At 57.4% G+C, this 15600-nt stretch carries 12 protein-coding genes; 5 read left to right on the forward strand and 7 right to left on the reverse strand.

Features of this window, described 5'->3' with window-relative positions; translation table 11 throughout:
• Nucleotides 1–47: 47 nt before the first annotated feature.
• Nucleotides 48–701 carry an NADPH-dependent F420 reductase gene (locus V9K67_RS01260; protein ID WP_336719505.1) on the forward strand — a complete coding sequence of 218 codons (654 nt, stop codon included), beginning with the start codon at nt 48–50 and terminating at the stop codon, nt 699–701.
• 84 nt (nt 702–785) lie between these two features.
• Nucleotides 786–1571, forward strand: a complete 786-nt coding sequence (locus V9K67_RS01265; protein ID WP_336719506.1) for a YaiO family outer membrane beta-barrel protein — start codon at nt 786–788, stop codon at nt 1569–1571.
• On the opposite strand, the gene V9K67_RS01270 is transcribed toward V9K67_RS01265, so the two are convergent.
• The 4 genes from V9K67_RS01270 to V9K67_RS01285 form a co-directional block, all read right to left on the reverse strand.
• The gene (locus V9K67_RS01270) at nt 1555–2991 is read right to left on the reverse strand and encodes a glycosyltransferase family 2 protein (RefSeq protein ID WP_336719507.1); all 1437 of its coding nucleotides are present in this window, start codon (nt 2989–2991) and stop codon (nt 1555–1557) included. The genes V9K67_RS01265 and V9K67_RS01270 overlap by 17 nt on opposite strands.
• Nucleotides 2988–4067, reverse strand: coding sequence for a hypothetical protein (locus V9K67_RS01275; RefSeq protein WP_336719510.1), 1080 nt, complete (start codon nt 4065–4067; stop codon nt 2988–2990). The genes V9K67_RS01270 and V9K67_RS01275 overlap by 4 nt, the downstream gene beginning before the upstream one ends.
• A gap of 158 nt (nt 4068–4225) precedes the next feature.
• Nucleotides 4226–4582: a response regulator transcription factor gene (locus V9K67_RS01280; RefSeq protein ID WP_336719511.1), complete on the reverse strand. Its 357-nt coding sequence runs from the start codon at nt 4580–4582 to the stop codon at nt 4226–4228.
• A gap of 20 nt (nt 4583–4602) precedes the next feature.
• Nucleotides 4603–7593: a PAS domain S-box protein gene (locus tag V9K67_RS01285; RefSeq protein WP_336719512.1), complete on the reverse strand. Its 2991-nt coding sequence runs from the start codon at nt 7591–7593 to the stop codon at nt 4603–4605.
• A gap of 109 nt (nt 7594–7702) precedes the next feature.
• On the opposite strand from V9K67_RS01285, the gene V9K67_RS01290 reads away from it, so the two are divergent.
• Nucleotides 7703–8785: a hypothetical protein gene (locus V9K67_RS01290; RefSeq protein WP_336719513.1), complete on the forward strand. Its 1083-nt coding sequence runs from the start codon at nt 7703–7705 to the stop codon at nt 8783–8785.
• Nucleotides 8786–8798: 13 nt separating this feature from the next.
• Nucleotides 8799–9620 carry a glycoside hydrolase family 16 protein gene (locus tag V9K67_RS01295; protein WP_336719514.1) on the forward strand — a complete coding sequence of 274 codons (822 nt, stop codon included), beginning with the start codon at nt 8799–8801 and terminating at the stop codon, nt 9618–9620.
• Here V9K67_RS01295 and V9K67_RS01300 read toward each other — a convergent pair.
• Entirely contained in the window at nt 9617–10054 is a 438-nt protein-coding gene (locus tag V9K67_RS01300) for a response regulator (protein ID WP_336719516.1), read from the reverse strand. The genes V9K67_RS01295 and V9K67_RS01300 overlap by 4 nt on opposite strands.
• A gap of 132 nt (nt 10055–10186) precedes the next feature.
• On the opposite strand from V9K67_RS01300, the gene V9K67_RS01305 reads away from it, so the two are divergent.
• Nucleotides 10187–12631: a PAS domain S-box protein gene (locus V9K67_RS01305; RefSeq protein ID WP_336719517.1), complete on the forward strand. Its 2445-nt coding sequence runs from the start codon at nt 10187–10189 to the stop codon at nt 12629–12631.
• 100 nt (nt 12632–12731) lie between these two features.
• Here V9K67_RS01305 and V9K67_RS01310 read toward each other — a convergent pair whose 3' ends face one another.
• Both V9K67_RS01310 and V9K67_RS01315 read right to left on the reverse strand, forming a co-directional pair.
• Nucleotides 12732–13793 (reverse strand): polysaccharide lyase family 20 protein, encoded by a 1062-nt coding sequence (locus V9K67_RS01310; protein WP_336719518.1) that lies wholly within the window; start codon nt 13791–13793, stop codon nt 12732–12734.
• 351 nt (nt 13794–14144) lie between these two features.
• Nucleotides 14145–15521 carry a HAMP domain-containing protein gene (locus V9K67_RS01315; protein WP_336719519.1) on the reverse strand — a complete coding sequence of 459 codons (1377 nt, stop codon included), beginning with the start codon at nt 15519–15521 and terminating at the stop codon, nt 14145–14147.
• Nucleotides 15522–15600: the final 79 nt, after the last annotated feature.

A 15600-nucleotide genomic window follows, 5' to 3' on the forward strand; every position in this document is an offset into this window, starting at 1 on the left:
GCTGTTATTTCTCACCGCAAACCCCCTTACCTTAAAAATTTTCAACAATGAAAATAGCCGTTTTAGGTACCGGAATCGTAGGTAATACTATTGGATCGAAACTGATTGAACTGGGACACGAAGTGCGCATGGGCAGCCGCTCGGCCACCAACGAAAAAGCCGCCGAATGGGTGGGAAAAAATGGCAGCCGTGCCAGCCAGGGCACCTTTGCCGACGCTGCCGCTTTTGGAGAGGTCGTGTTCAACTGTACTTCCGGCGTGGCCTCCGTGGAAGCCCTCGGACTGGCCGGCGCTGAAAACCTCAATGGCAAGCTGCTGGTGGACGTGGCCAACCCCCTCGATTTTTCGAAGGGCATGCCCCCCACCCTTACCGTTTGCAACACCAGCTCGCTGGGCGAAGACATCCAGCGTGCCTTCCCCGGGGCCCGCGTGGTAAAAACCCTCAACACCATGTGGTGCGGCCTGATGGTCAACCCCTCGCTGGTGCAGGAAGGCGACCATACCGTTTTTGTCAGCGGCAACGATGCGGTGGCCAAGGAGGAAGTGAAAGCCCTCCTGGGATCGTTCGGCTGGGACGATAAAAGCATTGTCGACCTGGGCGACATCACCACGGCCCGCGGCACCGAAATGATGCTGCTGCTGTGGGTAACTTTATACGGTGCCAAGAACACCGGCGCCTTCAACCTGAAGGTGGTGGGTTAAGCCCCTTTTTCATTCGAAGCGTTTTGATGATGGCCCCGGTTTACCGGGGCCTTTTTTATTTCGGATTTGTACCTTCATGGCCTTATGAAACCCAGGTTTGTTTTCCTTCTGGCCGTACAGGCGGCTCTATCAGGTTCCGCCAAAGCGCAGGTGACCGATTCGCTGAAAAATGCGGTGACGGTCCAGTATACCCACCACCATTTCGATAAACAGTTTGCCGAAGACTGGCGGCTGGCCAGCGTGGAATACAAACGCCAGACGCGCTTCGGCGCTCTCATTCCGCGGTTGAACTATGCCCGCCGGCTCGGGCACACCGGCTTCCAGTATGAACTGGATGCCTACCCGAAGTTTTCCAAAAAGCTGTATGCTTATTTCAATGCCGGTCATTCCTCCCGGATGCCCGTGTTCCCCCAGTGGCGCCAGGGGCTGTCGCTCTTTTTGGGACTATCCAAAGGCTGGGAAGCCGAGGGCGGCTATCGCTTCCTGTATTTCGACCGGGAGGTCTGGATCGCTACGGCGGGCCTGAGCAAATACTGGGGCAACTGGCTGCTGAACGGCCGCTCCTACTACCAGCCCAGTGCTGCCGGCACCAACCTTTCCTATTTCTTCAATGCCCGCAGGTACCTCAAAAACGAAAGGGACCATATCTGGCTGCAGGCGGGCAGGGGGGTGTCTCCCGACGAAAGCCGCAACATCCAGATCGTCAGCAACGCCCTGCTGCACTCCACCCGGCTGGGGGCCGGCGCCCAGCTGTCCCTGACCAAACAACTGGGATTGCAGGTGTCCGCCAACTGGTCGCGCGATGAATTCCTGCCCGATACGTTTGGCAACCAGTATTTCGGTACCCTGGGCCTTAGCTGCCGGTTTTAGGTTTGGTGGTCTGGAAGCCCTGGCGCGTCATTTCGCCCCAGGCCTTCTTTTTCTGCAGCAGGTCGATGTTGCCTTTGATGGCCGCCCATACCACGAAGGGATGAAAGAACAGGGGCTCCACCAGGGCGGTGGCCAGCAGGCTGAAGATCTCCCTGCGCTTTTTGTACTGGTTGAAGGTGAGCACCTCCATCAGGATGGCGAAGACCGAGAACACGGCCGCAAACGAATAAATGAACAGGGTGATGGCGGCAAAGAACTTCCAGTCGATCAGGTCGAAGAAGGCGAAGACCAGGAAGCCGATAAAGCCCGTGAATTCGATGAGGGGCGCCAGGAACTCGAAGAAAAACCAGTACGGATAGCTGACCATGCCGATAACGCCGTAACGGGGATTGAAGAACAGCACCCGGTGCATCTTCAGCGTTTCAATAGTGCCGCGGGTCCAGCGGTTGCGCTGCCGTCCCAGGATCTTGAAGGAGGCAGGCGCCTCGGTCCAGCAAAGCGGATCGGGGATATAAGCCACCTTGTAGGGCTGCTTTTGTTCCTCCATATAGCGGCGCATGCGCACTACCAGCTCCATGTCCTCTCCCACCGTATTGTGGTCGTAGCCTCCTACCTTGATCACTATTTCGCGGTCGAAGGCGCCGAAGGCCCCGGAGATGAGCAGCAGCCCGTCCATGCGGGCCCAGGCCATGCGGCCCAGCAGGAAGGCCCGGATGTATTCCAGCGTTTGCATGCGGGGCAGGAACTGCCGCGGCAGGTGCACTTCCACGATCTTGCCGACTCTTATGGTGCAGGAATTGGCAATGCGCACCACCCCACCGGTGGCGATCACCCGCTTGTCGGGGTGTTCCAAAAAGGGTTTGGTCAGCTTCAGCATGGCGTCCTGCTCCAGGATGCAGTCCACGTCGATGCACACGATGTACTGGTTGCGGGCCACGTTGATGCCGACGTTGAGGGCGTCGGCCTTGCCGCCGTTGACCTTGTCCACCACCACCAGCTTGCGGAACACCGGGTCCTTGCTTTTGTAAATGCCCCGGACGGGCTTGGTGGCAATGGACGGTTGCATAAAGTAAGGCACTTTTTCCAGCCGGTACACATCGATCAGCTTTTGCAGCGAGTCGTCCTTGCTGCCGTCATTGATGATGATGATCTCGAAGTGGTTGTAGTAAATGCTCAGCAGCGAGCGCACATTCTCCACGATGGTGGCTCCTTCGTTGTAGGCCGGCGCCAGCACGCTTAAGGTGGGCGCATAGTCCGAGGAGGACAATACCCGGTAATCGGTAAAGGAACTCTTGCGCATATACCGGCGGGTTTCGCCGATGGAATAGATGCCGATAAAGATGTAGAAAGACAGGATAATGATCGAATACGCCAGGATCCCGTACACAAAGAAATAATATAGGAACGTCCAGGTGCTCATGCTTCTTTTCCGGTTATGAGGGAGAGTACGTAGGTAAAGGAAGGGTCATCTTGCAGGCCTTGAGCGGTCAGGGCTGCCTGCTGCGGGTCCAGCTGGTGCAGGCTGGACAGGGCTTTGTAGCGGGTGAATTCGTCGGGTGTGGCCAGCAGCGCCTGCAGGAAAGGGACCTGCGCCCGGGTGCCGATGGCGCCCAGGATGTCGAGGATCAGCAGTTGTTCTGAATAATCGGCCCGGGGGTATTTTTCTTCCAGCGCCGCTGCCGCCCCTTCCGCCGGCAATACGCTGACGACCTGCAGGGCTTGTCGCCGTACCGGCGCACCGGGATGGTCCAGCAGGGAGAACACCGCCGGTACGCCATCGAACAGCATGAATTTTTCTACCAGCCGCAGGGCGAATTCCACGACGGTCGCGTTACCCGACCGCATCCATTCCAACACCCGGGCGGGCTGCAGCTCGGCGCCGTCCAGCTGGTGCAGCAGCAGGATCTGCTGCCACTGGGTAATAGGATAAAGGGCGGTCTGCAGGAAAGCAAGGCCTTCGGCTCCCTGCAGGTGTACGATCGCCAGCTGCGCCGCATCCCGCACTTCGGCGTTGCGGTGGTTCGTCTCGGGAAAGATACGGTCGATCTGGTGCGCCTGCCGCAGGGCTGCCAACTGGTTAATGGCCGCCGCCTTGCGGTGCCACTGCGGCGCATCCAGCTGCTCCAGAATATCTTTTTCCAGTCCCAGGGAGGTATACAGTTCCACGATGTTGTCCGAGGCCTGTCCGCTGAGGTCTTCCTGCGCCTTTACCAGTTCTTTAATGAACAGCCGGCGGGCCCGGGCATTCGTACGCAGCCGATTCCAGTCCGGCGCCATGGCGGCTACCAGGTCCGCCACTTCTTCGCGGGAATCGCAAACGCCGGCATTGCTGATGCAATCGCTGAAATACGCCCGCAGGCGCCGCCGCTGCAGGCTGCGCCGGTTGCGCCACAGCAGGTATAACAAAATGAACAGCACCAGGGCGGCGATAGCAACCCAGAAAGCAAGGCTGAACCGGAAAAGCCAATCGGTGAGGGTGTCTGAAAGTAAGATCATTCTTTAAGTTTAAGAGTTCCTGAGTTCCTGGGTTATCCGAACAGTTTAAACTACAAAAGTCTCTAAGACTTTTGTAGTTTGTTTCAGCCCCGGGCTTTACGTTTCGGAGTTACGCCAACCCAGGAACCCAGGAACTCAGGAACTTAGGAACTCAGGAACTATTTAGTGGAAAAACGTTTCACCCGCATCGAAAGTTCGTTCGGGCTGAAGGGTTTGGCAATGAAGTCGTCGGCGCCCAGGTTGAAGGCTTCCACCACCACGTTTTCCTGTCCCATGGAGGTGAGCACGATCACCGGAATGTGGCGGGTTCCCTGCTTTACCTTGCTGACGATCTCGAGGCCGGAGGCATAGGGCATCATGATATCGGTAATGATCAGGTCGGGTTGGAACTGGTCTGCCAGTTCGATGGCTTCCCGGCCGTTGTCGGTGGTGATGACTTCGTGGCCGTCTTTTCTCAGGCGCAGGGCAATGGTCTTTTGAACGATCGGTTCGTCTTCAGCTACCAGTATTTTCATGTCGTGTTTTTTTTCTTTCGCTAATGGTTTCGTTGCCTTATCTCGGCCAGGTCGGCTTCCAGCATGGGCCGTATCAGGGAAAACTGGTGCACCGCGGCGGCAAAGCTGTTTTCGATAGCCTCCGGGTTTTCCTGTTTCCGGGCCCCGTCCTCGATCTGGGAGATGAATTTAAGGATGTTGTTCATTTGCAGCACACCCAGGCTGCTTTTCAGCTTGTGCGCCTTCTGGTATAGCTCCTCCCAGGCCGAACGCAGGAGGGCGTCCTTGATCTCCTCAAACGCCAGGGGCGTGGTTTCCAAAAAGGTTTCCAGCACCTCGGCGGTGTAGGCGTCGTCTTCCAGTTCTTCGATAAAGGCCAGGTTATACAGGCCGTTCGTGGTAAGCTGGTGGGTGTCCTCTGCGGCCGCCGCTTCGGTGGTGCCGGGCTGGAGGAGGTCCGCCATTTTCGCGAACAGGGCGTCGGGGGAAAAAGGCTTGGTAATGTAATCGTTCATGCCGGCCTCCAGGCAGCGCTTCTTTTCGTTGCGCAGCACGCTGGCCGTCATGGCCATGATGGGTGTTTGCAGCAGCAGCTTGTTGCGGATATAGGTCGTGGTCTGGAAGCCGTCCATCCGGGGCATGCGCAGGTCCATCAGGATCAGGTCGTAGCGGTAGCCGGCCGCCAGCAGGTCGATCGCCTGTTTGCCGTCCTGGGCCAGGTCCACCTGCAGGCCCGCTTTTTCCAGCAGGCGGGAGCTGACCTTCTGGTTCACGAGGTTGTCCTCTACCAGCAATACCTTTTTGCCCCGGGCAAATTCCCGCACCCGGGTCCGCAGCTCGCTGTGCAGGGGCGCTTCCACCAGGTTTTCGGGCCGCGAGGGGCGGTAGGGAAGCGCTACGGTGAAGGTGGTGCCTTCCCCCGGAACGGAAGCCACGGAGAGGTGGCCGCCCTGGATCTCGATCAGCTTTTGGGTGATGGCCAGTCCCAGCCCCGTGCCGCCGGCGGTCTTCACCATCGGGTCGCTCACCTGGGTAAAGCTTTGGAAGATCAGCGAAAGGTTCTCGGGGGCAATGCCGATGCCCGTATCGCTTACCGCAAACTGCACCACCTGTTGGAAGCCTTGCGGCTCCAGGGCCCGGACCCGGAGGGTGACCTGGCCTTTGGGCGTGAACTTGACGGCGTTGCTGAGCAGGTTGTTCAGGACCTGTACCAGCTTGTTCTGGTCGCCTTCGAGGTAAACCGGCGCCTCCTCCATTTCTGTTACGATGGGCACGCCCTTTTCCCGTGCCTGGTATTCCAGGGGGGCTACTACCCGGTTCACGGTTTCCTGCAGGTGAAAATGCGCCAGCTCTACGGTCATTTTGCCGGCCTTGATCTTGGAGAGGTCCAGGATATTGTTGATCAGGTGCAGCAGGATGGTGGAGGATTTTTTGATCAGCTCGATGTATTCCTGTTGTTCTTCGTTGAGCGGGGTGGTCTCCATCAGGTTGGTCATGCCGATGATGCCGTTCATGGGCGTGCGGATCTCGTGGCTCATGTTGGCCAGGAATTCCTCCTGCAGCAGTTCGGCTTTCTCCGCCCTGGATTTGGCGTCGATCAGCTGGCGCTGGAAGCGGACCGTTTCGGTAATATCGCGGCCCACGTTGCAGAGGGCAAACATCCGGTTGTCCGGGTCCAGGAGGGGAAATTTTACAAACAGCATGTCGCGGGGACCGCTTTGGGTCTGGAAGACGCCTTCCAGTTCCCGTGCCTGCCCCGTTTGCGTGACCTGGCGGTCCGCCGCTGCGTAGCGTTCGGCGACCGCTGCGTCGGGGTGCATGGCCCGTTCCACTTTTTCGAAGTCCTGCTCCCTGCCGTTGCCGAAGATGGCGTAAAACTGCTGGTTGGCCATCAGCAGCTTCCCCGACAGGTCCTTCATGTACACGGCCATGGGAATATGGTCCAGGATGGACTGCAGCAGCCGCTGGTTTTCCTCCTGCCGGGCCCGCACCTTGCCTTCGGTTTCGGCCAGCAGGCGGGCGGCCTCCTTTCGCTCCGTAATGTCCTTTACCAGGCTCTGGAAGCCCGTGATGTCCTCGCGGTGGCGCAGCAGGATCACGTTCTGCTCCACCCAACGGGTGGCGCCCTCCCGGGTGCGGATCGGGAATTCGATGAGGCTTTCGCTCTGGTTTTGCGCCACCTGCACCTCGTAAAAGGCTTTCAGTACCGCTGCCCATTCGGGATCGAGGAACATCTGGTAGCGGTTGCCCATGAGCTCTTCGCGGCTGTAGCCGGTCAGCTCCCGGAACTTGCCGCCCACATAGGTAAAAGCCCCCTGCAGGTCGGTGGTGAACAGCATCAGGGAGGAATTTTCGATCAGGTTCCGGTATTTTTCTTCCGTGGTCTTGCGCAGCGTATGTTCCCGCTGGAGGCGCAGCAGGGCAACGGTGAGGAGGACAAAGGCCAGGACGGCAATGACCAGGGAGGCGTTGAAGCGCTGCTGGCTCACTTCCTGGTTGGCGTGGATGCGCAGGTACAGCAGCCGCCTTTCTTCCTGCTGCATCACCCGCAGGATGCGGACGAGCGAATCGGAGATCAGCTTTCCCTGCAGGCCGGAGATGAGCTTCAGGGCCTGCCCGTTCGATTGGCGGCTGGACCGGAGCACCTCTTCCTGGAAGCGGATCTTACCGGCAATGAGGGGCGCCAGCTGTTGCAGGTGCCGCTGCTGCACGAGGTTGTCGCGGGTCAGGCGCTGAATATCCCGCAGGCTGGTTTCCAGTTCGTGCTGCAGGGCGTCGTAGCGGCTCAGGAACGATGCGTTGCGGGAAATAACGTAGCCCCGCACCTGCGATTCGAAGTCGAATACCTGTGTATTGACGTGTCCCAGCTTTTCAATGACCTGGTGGGTGTGGTTGACCAGGCGGAAGGTCTGGTCGTTGCGCCGGATGGTGGTGGCGGTGAACCAAATGAAATAAGCCATGCCCAGGGAAAGAAACAACAGCAGGAGGCTGACGGGATTGCGGAACTTCGAGAGCAGGGGCATCATTTTCATAATCGAAAAATAAACCGGTGAACGGGATCGATGGGCGCAAAGAACTACAAATTACCGATATTTCCGCCCGGCAGTTGCTGCCGGCAAAATTTCCCGGGTTGCCATGGGTATGAAAAAAACTGCGAGCATATTGTTGTTATGGGCCTGCTGGGGCTTTTTCCTGGGCACGCTGTTCCTGCTGGGGCCCGTGCGCTGGGTGGTGGATTACGGCCGGAGCCGCAACTGGACCGAAACCCAGGAAAAGGTCCGCGTACTGATCTGTATCGGCCTGCTGGCGGCGCTTTCCTTTTTCCTGGCCCGCTGGTGCTGGCAGCAGCTCCAAAAATCGGGGCGCACGGCCAGGAAGGCCCTGCTTATTGGGCTGCCGGTGGCGGGGGCGCTTTTTTCGGTTTACGCCTTTCTGCACCCCGCCTGGATCAACACGGCCCGCGAAGATGCCGTGGGGCAGGGATTCACCATCGGGCCGTATCCCGAAAAGGACAAGCTGCAGGCGCTGCAGCGGGAAGGCTATACCACGGTGGTGGCCCTGCTGCATCCCCTGGTGGTGCCCTTTGAGCCCGCCCTGCTCGAAAAGGAAAAAGCCCATGCGGCGGAATTGGGGTTGCGCCTGGTCCATATACCGATGCTGCCCTGGGTGAGCAACAACCAGGAAGCCATTGACAGCCTGCGGCAGGTGGTCCGAAACCTGCGGGGCCGGTGTTATATCCATTGCTACCTGGGAAAGGACCGGGTGAACGTGGCCCGGCGGGTTATTAACCAGGAGCACGGGGCCGTAACGGTGGAGGGCCCCGCTATGAAGAGCCGTTCGCTGGACAGCATCCCCGCCCTGGAAAGAGGGCCCGTTTTCCGGCTGGAACCCGGGGTTTATTTTACGCCTTACCCTACCCGGGAAGAATATTTCGGCTTTATCCTGGCGGCCAATTTCCAATCCGTTGCCTGCCTCATCGACCGCAACGACCCCGACGCCCAACAGCGGATCGGCGAAGAACAGGCCTACCTGCAGCCGCTGCAGATCGGCTTCCGGGTATTTCACCTGGACGGGGCTTCCACCCCCGCCGACGCGGACCGGGCCGTGGAGGAAATAAAGCGGATGAAGCGGCCGTTATTGATTCATTCGTTTTTTTCCAATAGTCCCGAAGCAGTGTTGTTCCGCAGCCGGTACGCGGCCGCCCCGGGGCGAAAGGAACGCTAACTCTCCTATCAACATGCTTTCTTCTTCCTCCTTTCCGCCGGAGCTGGCCGGGGGCGACCGCCAGCGGCTGGTGTTTTTCGAAAATTTTTCGGGCCCCTTTCTGGACCGGTCGCGCTGGAATGTGCTGCAAAAAGGGGTGCCTTTTAACAACGAGCTGCAGGCGTATGTCGATTCGCCGCTCACCGTTTCGCTGCAGGACGAGGGAACCGGAGGCAACCGGGTGCTGGCCCTGACGCCCCGTTATGCGCCCGGTTACCGGACCGTCGAGGGCCATGGCTGCGATTTTCTTTCCGGCCGTATCGATACCCGGGGAAGGTTCCAGTTTGTGCACGGTACCGCTTCGGCCCGCATCCGGCTGTGCCCGGGGGCCGGCTTGTGGCAGGCCTGGTGGCTGCTGGGCGTCAACGAGTACCCCCACCACGGCGAAGTGGACATTATCGAATACGTGGGCGAGCAGGACTGGGCCTCCCTGGCGGCACATGGGTCCGGCTTTTACCTCGATTCGCCTTTTGTACAAAAACTGTTCTTCGCGCCCGGGCAATCCATTGCGGACTGGCATACCTATTCGGTGGATTGCACGCCGGAGCGCCTGGTGTTCCGCATCGACGACCGGGTGCAGTACGAACTGACGCGAAAGATGGTGGAGCGGGTGGGAAAATGGTCGTTCGACGAAGAAAAGTTCCTGGTGCTGAACCTGGCCGTGGGCGGTAATTACCCCTATTATACCAACAAGGCGGAAACCCCCTACCGGGGACTTCCCGCGGATACGCTGGCCCTGATCCGGGAAGGCCGCTGCGCTATGCTGGTGGACTGGGTGAAGGTGTCCGAAATTTAAAGGGCATTATGGGAGGCCGGTGCGGCTAATGCGGTGTATTTACCGAAAAGCGTCAGCAGGTTCTGGAGCATTTCGGTCAGCTCGCGGTAGTCGTGGGGCTTTACCAAAAAAAGGTTCGCTCCCGAGTCGTAGGCGTTGAGCACATCGAACTGGGCGCTGGAGGTGGACAGGATGCAAACCGGAATGGTTTTGTAAACCGGGTGCGCCTTCAGCTCCTTGAGGGTTTGCCGGCCGTCCTTGACCGGCATGTTCAGGTCCAGGATGATCAGGTCGGGCAAGGATTGGGCGCCCAGGAAGTCCAGGGCTTCCTGCCCGTCGGCGGCTTCGGACACCAGGCAGTTCTTTTCCGAAGGATTCAGGGCATCGATAAACAGTTCACGGTCCACCGCATCGTCGTCTACCAGCAGTATATGTAATCTTTTTTCTTTCTTCACACGAGGTATTTGTAGATAAATATACCCCTAATACAATATATTGGTGCAGAAAACATTTTACCCTTTCTTAAAACCTTTTCAAAGTTTTTATAATTTTCACACCCCTTAACCCTAACCAAAGAAAATAATACCTTGTTTACGAAAACCATTTTCGAATTGTTGCTCGAGTCGGGGAAGATGATCAGTTCAGAGGTCGAGCTGGAAAAAGTAGTGCAGCGGGTTACCGACGTCGGAACCGAAATGGTGGGCGCACAGTTCGGTGCCTTTTTTTACAATGTCATCGACCAGTCCGGCGACTCCTTTATGCTGTATACCATTTCGGGTGTGTCCAAGGAAGCCTTTGCCAAGTTTCCCATGCCCCGGAACACGAAGATTTTCGATCCCACCTTTACCGCCCGCGGCACCATTCGCTACGACGACGTGACGCAGCAGCCGCATTACGGCCAGAACCCGCCTTACTACGGCATGCCCAAAGGCCACCTGCCGGTAAAAAGTTACCTGGCGGTGCCCGTGGTGTCGCCGGTGACCAAAGAACCTATTGGCGGCCTGTTCTTCGGCCATTCCGAACCCGGAGTATTTACTCCGGAATCCGAAAAGCTGATGGAAGGCATCGCCATCCAGGCGGCCATTGCCATGACCAATGCCCGCCTGTTCGAAGAAAAAAAGCTGACCGAGCGCAAGCTGCTGGAACAAAAGGAACAGTACCTGAGCATCTTCAACGCCACCTCCGACAGCATTATCATTTACGACGAGAACGGCTATATCGCCGAAGCCAATCCCGCCGCCTGCCAGATCTTTGGTTATGCCTACGGCGAATTGATCGGGATCCACGCCAGCCGCCTGTTTCACAACCCTTCCGATTTCCAGGTGCTCAAGGAGATCGCTTTTTCCGGCCGCCAGTATGCCGGTACCAACACCCGCATCCGCAAGGACGGGAACCTTTTTGAAGCGGATTTCAAAGGCTCCCGGTTCATTTTTAAAGGCAAGCCCCACGTGATGTCGGTGGTAAAAGACGTGACCAGCGGCAGGCAGGTAGAGGCGGCCCTGAAAAAAAGCAAGGACTTCGTGCAGGTGATCAGCAGCAGTTCGCCCGTGGTGCTGTGGATGACCGATTCTGCGGGCGAAACCATTTATATCAACCAGACCTGGTTTGACTGGACGGGCGGCACCCCGGAAGGGCACCTGGGCCAGGGCTGGGTCAATGCCGTGGTGCCCGAAGACCGTGCCCATGCCTATGCGGCCTTCAGCCAGGCGTTTGCCGCCCGCAAGGTGTTTACCGACGACTTCCGCATTATCCGGCGCGACGGCGAGGTGCGCTGGTGCTCCACCCATGGCAGTCCCTATTTCAGCGCCGACGGTACCTTTGGCGGCTTTGCCGGTTCGCTGACCGATATTTCCGAGCGCAAAAAGGCCGAAGAAAAACTCGAAAGCCAGAATGTGCTGATCAACACCATCACCAACAACACCCTCCAGGCCCTCTTCCTGATGGATGACCGCCAGTACTGCACCTACATGAACCCGGCGGCGGAGCAGATGACCGGGTACAGCGTAGCGGAAGTGCAGGACAGGCCCCTGCACTATTATATTCACCATACCCGGCCCGACGGGCGGCACTACCCCATTGAAGATTGCCCCATCGAGCGGGCCCTGCCCTCGCGCAACCAGACCCGTGGCGAGGAGATGTTCGTGCACAAAAACGGCCACTTTTTTCCCGTGGCCTTTATTGCCAGCCCCATCATCGAGAACGGGATTCCGAAAGGCACCGTTATCGAAGTGCGGGATACGACGGAAGAAAAAAAGATCCAGCAGGAGCTGCGCAACAAGGAAAAAGAAGCCATGGCGATGCTGGAGCAGAAGGTAAAGGAACGCACCCTGGAGCTGGAAAAAAGGAACTACGAGCTGTTGCAGTTTACCTCCGTTGCCAGCCACGACCTGAAAGAGCCGGTGCGCAAGATCACCATCTTCAGCAAGCTGCTGGCCGAACGGCTGCAGGAAAGCCTGGACGGCACTTCGGTGCGGCAGCTGACCAACATCATTACCTCGGCGGAACGGATGACGAAACTGATCGACGACCTGCTGACGTTTTCCCGCCTGTCGCAGAATCGCCCGGCCTTTGAACCGGTGGACCTGAACCAGGTGCTGGGCCAGATCGCCGAGGACCTGGAAGTGCTGGTGCAGGAAAAAGGCGCCACCCTGCACTGGGAATCGCTGCCGGTAGTGGAAGGCATCGCCCTTCAGCTGGGCCAGGTATTTCAAAACCTGATCTCCAATTCCATCAAGTTCTCCCCCGCCGGCCGGACGCCCGAGATCCGCATCCGGGCCGAAGAAACCGTTAACGGAACGGAAAAACGCTACCGGATCATTTACCAGGACAACGGCATCGGATTCAAGCCCGAACAGTCGGAAAAGATCTTCGAGATCTTTTACCGCCTGCACTCCAAGGATAAATATGAAGGAACCGGCGTGGGCCTGGCGATCGTAAAAAAGATCATCGACCTGCATAAGGGCTCCATCAAAGCCACCGGCATCGAGCACCAGGGCGCCCTGTTCGAGATTTCCCTCCCGGCAAGGCAATAATGGGCAATGGACAATGGGCAACAAGCAATTAATATTCAGTAAATAAGCAAAAGGCAACAAGGATTACCCTGTTGCCTTTTGTATATCTTTTGCCAATTGCCTATTGCCCATTGCCGATTGTTGTATCCGTGTTATTTCCGGTTCCTCCTTCCCTGTCCGTATTGTCGATCCCGCCATCATCCACGTCGGGATCGAGAGGCGTGCCGGTTCCGGGGTCGGTACCCGGGTCATTGATCGACGGTTCGTCGCCGTTATCATTACCGGTATCATCGTTGTTGTCTCCGCCATTATCCGGGGGCGGCGGCGGAAGGGTTTTATAAAGGGAGGTCATGTCTTCGAAGGTGGCGTTGTGGCTGCCCACGCGGATGTTGTCGAAGTAAATGACCCGCCGGGTGACATTCGAGGTGCCGTATTTGAAGGTGGCTTTATACAGGCCGATCTTCCATTTCGGCAGGCGACCCGGGTACATGTTGCCGCCTTTGCGCTTCAGCACCAGTTCGCCGTCGTGCCAGATTTCAATGAGCCCGTGCGAATCGTCGTCATGGATAAAATGGAATACGAATTCGTGCCAGCGGTCCTTTTCAATAGGGCCCAGGTCGTACTGGTACCTTTTAAGAATCTTGTTGCCGGTTTCCAGCAGGAAGCGGTCGCGCTGGGTGCGCATGGAGGTGGCGGGGGTGCCGTCCTGGAACCACTGGTTGATGATCTCCCGGTCGTTATCATACTCATAACCGTTGGAGGGGAAATAGACGGCAAAGGAGTACCAGGCATCCCTGGAGATTTCTTTTTCCGCACCTTTGACGATCACTACTTCGGCCCTTTTGCCCCCCTGGACCAGGGGCTGGGCTTCCCGGATCTCGAAGCGCACGGACTTTTCGCCCTGGAACACAGGCTTGTCTACGTAGCGGATGGCGTATTCCCAGGTGCCCAGGCTGTTCTGGTTGTCCGGGTTAAAAGGCTTGGATTCTTCGAGGGTTTCCTCGTACAAAAGTTTGGGATTGAGCGGGCTACGGTTCATCCGTATATTTTCTCCCCTGGCCGACAGGGAGGCGACGGTGTTTTCCTCGTCCAGGTCCGTCAGGTCCGTGGCGGTCAGGTGGCATGAAATAGAAAGGATCCCCAGGAGTAAGGGTGCCAGAAAGGAGAAACGGGTGGAATTCATAAACATCATTTTTATTGTTCGGCAGGCCTGTTAGGGCCTGCGGGATATTGATGACAATAGAGATCCCGGGCGAATGCGTTTCGCTTAGGGCGTACCGTTATAATATGGCAATAGCTCTGGCTTCAGCTAAGGTGCCGGATCAGGCGGGAATGCAAAGGGAGGAACGGGAAACCGAATTCACAGGGAGCGGGAAAAGGGACGGGACGGACGGAAAGGCAACAACTGCCCGGCTTGTGGACAGTCATGTTAAGGATATGTTAGCGTAAAGTTATAGCCGACCTGCAAGAATAAAAATAGGCTGCGAGCTCAACAGTTTATTTTAAGGTAAATTTAATCGGCCTTTTGTGATTTTCAATCCTTTAATTTTCGGGGAAAGGTGATCACGATCTGGTTGGTTTGCTCATCGGGCAGGCGGTATTCGACCCGGGCCAGGTGGTATTGCAACACCCGCTGCACGATGCTGAGCCCGACCCCACTGCCGGGCTTGTTGAGCACGTTGCTCCCCCGGGTAAACGTATTGAACAGGGAGGCAAGATCGGGGGCATCCGGCACCGGGCCCCTATTGGTGACAAAAACCTGCAGCGTTGGCGTATTTTGACACACGAGGCAGGAAACCACCTGGTCTTCCGAATAAGAACAGGCGTTTTTCAGCAGGTTCAGGAGGGCTATTTTCAGCAGGGTCTCATCTCCTTCCACCTCGATATTGGTTTCGTCGAACGACCGGTTTTCGATCTCAAAGCGCAGCCGGAAGCCCGGGTGGAGGCGGGCGATCTCGGAAGCGGCTGAAAAGATCAGCTCGTCCAGCCGTACTTTCCGAAAGGCGGCCGCCTCCTCCTTGTCGGCCATGGACGACAGCAGCAGCAGGGAGGTCACCATATCGGACAGTTCATAGGCGTCCTCGGCTATGCTTTGGATTGTCATGGTCTCGGCGGGGGAAAGTTTTTTGCGATTCAGGATGTTTTCCAGCTGGGTAACCATCCGGGCAATAGGGGTCCGCAGCTCGTGGGAGGCGTTGCCGGTAAATTCCTTTTGCCGCTGGTATGCCTGGTCGATGCGGTCCATCATCTGGTTGAAGGATTGCGAGAGGGCGTTGATCTCGTCCTCCCGGCCGGTAGTGGGCAGGCGGGTATTCAGATTCTGGCCGGTGATCTCCTGGATGCGGCTGCGGACGCGGTCGAGGGGATACAGGCTCTGCTTGCTCAGGTAAAACGAAAGGATCCACACCAGGGCGGTTCCGATCAGGAAGGCGCCGGTGAGCAGGTATTTAAGGTAGTGGAGCTTCCGGTTTCCGTATTTGTCCTCCGCGGATACCAGCACGAAGTAATCCTGGTTCTTCAGGTCGAAATAAAGGCCCAGCACATCGATCTGGCCCAGTTTGCGCACAAGGCTTTTTTCTTTTTTGATCTGCTGAAGCTCTTCGGGGCTCCATTCCAGGTGGGGGTCGTCCAGGCTGCTGTAGATCAGCTGCATGCTGTCATTAAAGATGAGGGTCTTTTCGTTGTACAGGCGGTTGATGGTATTGCGGTCGATGATCTTCAGGGTCTGGTAGTCCACCTCGTCCACTTCCACCAGCAGGCGGATGGTGGTTTCGGCTTTTTCCGACAGCCGGTCGATAAACTCCTCCTGCCGGAAATTGGCAAACAGGTAATAAACCGTCATCATCACCGCCGCCAGCAGCACCGAGAACAGCAGGCTGAAAAAGAGGGAAAACCGTTGCTTCAGGTTCATAAAGGCAAGTTTCTGAGTCTCTGAGTTCCTAAGTTCCTGAGTTAAGAGGTATCAAGTTCAGAGTAACGCCAACTCGGGA

Source organism: Huijunlia imazamoxiresistens (assembly GCF_037132455.1).
Lineage (GTDB): Bacteria > Bacteroidota > Bacteroidia > Chitinophagales > Chitinophagaceae > Flavisolibacter > Flavisolibacter imazamoxiresistens.

Bases quoted from the DNA above. Each gene is read 5' to 3' on its own strand.
- V9K67_RS01265 (WP_336719506.1), top strand. From the start codon at position 786: ATGAAACCCAGGTTTGTTTTCCTTCTGGCCGTACAGGCGGCTCTATCA.
- V9K67_RS01285 (WP_336719512.1), bottom strand. From the start codon at position 7,593: ATGAAAATGATGCCCCTGCTCTCGAAGTTCCGCAATCCCGTCAGCCTC.
- V9K67_RS01315 (WP_336719519.1), bottom strand. From the start codon at position 15,521: ATGAACCTGAAGCAACGGTTTTCCCTCTTTTTCAGCCTGCTGTTCTCG.
- V9K67_RS01310 (WP_336719518.1), bottom strand. From the start codon at position 13,793: ATGAATTCCACCCGTTTCTCCTTTCTGGCACCCTTACTCCTGGGGATC.
- V9K67_RS01290 (WP_336719513.1), top strand. From the start codon at position 7,703: ATGAAAAAAACTGCGAGCATATTGTTGTTATGGGCCTGCTGGGGCTTT.
- V9K67_RS01260 (WP_336719505.1), top strand. From the start codon at position 48: ATGAAAATAGCCGTTTTAGGTACCGGAATCGTAGGTAATACTATTGGA.
- V9K67_RS01280 (WP_336719511.1), bottom strand. From the start codon at position 4,582: ATGAAAATACTGGTAGCTGAAGACGAACCGATCGTTCAAAAGACCATT.
- V9K67_RS01270 (WP_336719507.1), bottom strand. From the start codon at position 2,991: ATGAGCACCTGGACGTTCCTATATTATTTCTTTGTGTACGGGATCCTG.
- V9K67_RS01295 (WP_336719514.1), top strand. From the start codon at position 8,799: ATGCTTTCTTCTTCCTCCTTTCCGCCGGAGCTGGCCGGGGGCGACCGC.
- V9K67_RS01275 (WP_336719510.1), bottom strand. From the start codon at position 4,067: ATGATCTTACTTTCAGACACCCTCACCGATTGGCTTTTCCGGTTCAGC.